4 protein-coding genes and 1 pseudogene are annotated in these 2905 nt (G+C 59.5%); all 5 read right to left on the reverse strand.

Going from position 1 to position 2905, the window contains the following annotated elements:
- The coding region (locus D8V06_RS23510; RefSeq protein ID WP_177434482.1) for an FHIPEP family type III secretion protein at window positions 1-386 on the reverse strand (386 nt) is incomplete at its 3' end.
- Window positions 387-615: 229 nt separating this feature from the next.
- Window positions 616-1755 (reverse strand): flagellar biosynthesis protein FlhB, encoded by a 1140-nt coding sequence (flhB, locus tag D8V06_RS23515; protein WP_056853010.1) that lies wholly within the window; start codon window positions 1753-1755, stop codon window positions 616-618.
- Between the two features lie 3 nt (window positions 1756-1758).
- Window positions 1759-2544 carry a flagellar biosynthetic protein FliR gene (gene fliR, locus D8V06_RS23520; RefSeq protein WP_056853011.1) on the reverse strand — a complete coding sequence of 262 codons (786 nt, stop codon included), beginning with the start codon at window positions 2542-2544 and terminating at the stop codon, window positions 1759-1761.
- A gap of 3 nt (window positions 2545-2547) precedes the next feature.
- A complete protein-coding gene (gene fliQ / locus D8V06_RS23525) occupies window positions 2548-2817 on the reverse strand; it encodes a flagellar biosynthesis protein FliQ (protein ID WP_020796969.1) in 270 nt (89 codons plus the stop codon).
- A pseudogene (locus D8V06_RS23530) lies at window positions 2814-2905 on the reverse strand (flagellar biosynthetic protein FliP); the annotation flags it as partial. The gene fliQ and the pseudogene D8V06_RS23530, both read right to left, overlap by 4 nt.

Below are 2905 nucleotides of genomic sequence, written 5' to 3' on the forward strand. Positions count from 1 at the left end.
ACCACGATACCGACCACGTAGTTACCGCCGATCACCACCTCACCGAAGGCCTGGATCACCTTACCGGCGGCAGCGTGGCCGTCCTGACCGTGGAGCATCACCACCCGCGTCGACGCCACGTTCAACGCCAGCCGCAACAGCGTCGCCACCAGCAGAATGGTCGGGAACACGGCAAAATCCAGCGGCCGCAGGGCGTAGACGCAAACCAGCAGCACGACGATGGACAAGGCAATGTTGAAGGTGAAGAACACGTCCAGCAGAAACGGCGGAATCGGCAACATCATCATTGCCAACATGACCAGCAGCAACAGCGGCACGCCCAGATTGCCTCGACTGAGGTCTGCCATGTTCGTGCGGGCACTGTTGATTAACTGAGAGCGATCCACCGGTATTCCCCGTTCCTTTGAAGCAAACTTTTGACGCCTGAAGCAGGCTCGGGGCGGCTATTGCAAGAAGCCTTCCAACTTTTGCGGGGGGTTGAAATACAGGGTTTTATCGGAGGGATTTGTATCGCATGAACGGGCGCTTTCGCGGGCAAGCCTCGCTCCTACGGGTGGATCGATATTTTGTAGGAGCGAGGCTTGCCCGCGAAGAGGCCGGCATTGCCAACACACATCAGGAATCGCGGCGCAAATCCGGTGGAATCGGCAAATCATCCTTGAGCGGATCCGGGCGTTTGCCCTTGCCTGCGCGGTACTGGCGGATCTGATAGACGTAGGCCAGAACCTGGGCGACGGCGAGGTAGAGCCCACCAGGGATTTCCTGCTCCAGTTCGGTGGAGTAATAAATCGATCGCGCCAGCGCCGGCGATTCCAGCAACAGAATCTCGTTGGCCGCCGCGATCTCTCTAATTTTCAGGGCCAGGAAGTCGCTGCCCTTGGCGATCAGCATCGGCGCGCCGCTCTTGTCCGGGTCGTACTTGAGGGCGACGGCGTAGTGGGTCGGGTTGGTGATGACCACATCGGCGTCAGGGATCGCCGCCATCATTCGCCGCTGAGACATTTCGCGCTGGAGCTGGCGAATGCGCTGTTTCACCTCGGGCCGACCTTCCTGGTCCTTGTGCTCGTCGCGCACTTCCTGCTTGGTCATTTTCAGCTTCTTGATGCTTTCCCAGAGCTGGATCGGTACGTCCACGGCGGCGATGATGATCAAGCCGCACGCCATCCACAACGTACTCCAGCCGACCACTTGCAAGCTGTGGATGATCGCCCGGTCCAACGGTTCATGAGCGATGCGCAGCAAGTCGTCGATGTCCGCCGACAACACCACCAGCGCCACGAACAGCACGATGAAAAACTTCGCCAGGGCTTTGAGCAATTCGGCAATGGCCTTGGCCGAGAACATGCGCTTGAGGCCCGCGCCAGGGTTCATGCGGCTGAACTTGGGCGCCATGGTGCCCGCGGAAAACAGCCAGCCGCCCAGGGAAATCGGGCCGATCAAAGCAGCCAGCAGCAAAGTGATCATCACTGGCTGAATCGCCAGCAAGGCGATCTGCCCCGAGTGCAGCAGGTAGGTGCCCATCGAGCGCTGATCCAGCACCACCTCCCGCGACAGGGAAAAGTTCAGGCGCATCAGATCCATCATTTCCTCGGCCAACGCACCACCGAATATCAGCAAAGCGCCCGCACCGGCAAGCATGATCGCCAGGGTGTTAAGTTCCTTGGAACGGGCAATCTCGCCCTTCTCCCGGGCGTCCTTTTTCTTTTTCTCCGTGGGGTCTTCTGTTTTGTCCTGACCGCTTTCGCTCTCAGCCATGACTCAGCGCGCCTGTGCCAGTTCGCGTAAAAACTGCAGGGCCTCGGTGGCCAGCGGTTGATACTGATTGATGATGTCCGCCAACCCGACCCAGACGATAAACAGCCCGAGCACCAGGGTCAGCGGGAAGCCGATGGAGAAAATGTTCAGTTGCGGTGCCGCTCGGGTCATCACGCCGAAGGCAATGTTGACCACCAGCAGCGCAGTGATCGCCGGCAGCACCAGCAACAGCGCCGCACCCAGCACCCAGCCGAGCTTGCCAGCCAGCTCCCAGTAATGATTGACCGTCAGGCCACTGCCCACCGGCAACGTGGTGAAGCTCTCGGTGAGGACTTCGAACACCACCAGATGGCCATTCATCGACAGGAAAATAAGGGTCACCAGCATGGTGAAGAACTGCCCGATGACCGCGACCGAGACACCGTTGGTAGGGTCGACCATCGAAGCGAAACCCATGCCCATTTGAATGGAGACGATTTGCCCGGCAATCACAAACGCCTGGAAAAACAACTGCAGCGAAAATCCCAGTACCGCGCCTATGAGGATCTGTTCGGCAATCAGCAGCAACCCGCTCAAGTCCAGCGCATTGACCGGCGGCATCGGCGGCAGGTTGGGGGCAATGACCACGGTGATGGCGAGGGCGAAATACAGGCGGATGCGTTTGGGAACCAGAGACGTACCGAATACCGGCATGACCATCAGCAAGGCGCCGACACGAAACAAGGGCAACATGAACGTCGCCACCCAGGTGCTGATCTGGGTGTCCGTCAGTTGCAGTAGCGACGACATGGCTTAGCCGATGACCTGCGGAATGCTGCCGTACAACTGCAGGATGTACTCCATGAACGTCTGCACCAGCCATGGGCCGGCGACGATCAGCGTCACCAGCATCACCAGCAGGCGCGGCAGGAAGCTCAAGGTTTGTTCGTTGATCTGGGTAGCCGCCTGGAACATTGCCACGACAAGGCCCACCAGCAGGCTCGGGATCACCAGCACCGCGACCATCAACGTGGTCAGCCACAACGCCTCACGGAAGATGTCGACCGCAACTTCGGGCGTCATGGCGAAACACCGCCGAAGCTGCTGGCCAAGGTGCCGATGATCAGCGCCCAGCCATCGACCAGAACGAACAGCATGATCTTGAACGGCA

It is taken from the genome of Pseudomonas sp. Sample_24, from assembly GCF_004307605.1.
Taxonomy (GTDB): domain Bacteria; phylum Pseudomonadota; class Gammaproteobacteria; order Pseudomonadales; family Pseudomonadaceae; genus Aquipseudomonas.

Excerpts from the sequence above, each read along its gene's own strand:
- flhB (WP_056853010.1), bottom strand. The coding sequence starts at position 1,755 with ATGGCTGAGAGCGAAAGCGGTCAGGACAAAACAGAAGACCCCACGGAG.
- fliR (WP_056853011.1), bottom strand. The coding sequence starts at position 2,544 with ATGTCGTCGCTACTGCAACTGACGGACACCCAGATCAGCACCTGGGTG.
- fliQ (WP_020796969.1), bottom strand. The coding sequence starts at position 2,817 with ATGACGCCCGAAGTTGCGGTCGACATCTTCCGTGAGGCGTTGTGGCTG.